This is a genomic window from Streptomyces sp. P17 (genome assembly GCF_032436805.1).
GTDB lineage: Bacteria > Actinomycetota > Actinomycetes > Streptomycetales > Streptomycetaceae > Streptomyces.
Genome location: NZ_JAVRBF010000861.1, coordinates 1 through 270 on the forward strand (window position 1 = coordinate 1; position 270 = coordinate 270).

At 63.7% G+C, this 270-nt stretch carries 1 pseudogene; it reads left to right on the forward strand.

The window, feature by feature from the left end:
* Positions 1 to 65: 65 nt before the first annotated feature.
* Positions 66 to 270: pseudogene (locus RMT89_RS43250) on the forward strand (hypothetical protein); the annotation flags it as partial.

Genomic DNA, 270 nt, shown 5'->3' on the forward strand with positions numbered 1-270 from the left:
GCGGGTGACGACCGGGCAGGCTTGTGGCAGGCTTGCGAGCGGCGTTTTCAATCGGAGGATCGCGCGTGGTAAAGCGTTTCATCATCGCCATTGTGGCGCTGGCTCTTATCGGGGGCGGCCTGGTCGGCTTCAACTTGTTCCGCGACAATCTTATCAAGCAGATCTTTGCCAATCTTCCGGCGCAGGTGTCGCCGGTCAACACCGTCACGGTCGAGCCGGTGACCTGGAAGCCCGCCATCGGCGCCACCGGCACGGTCAACGCCGCGCAGG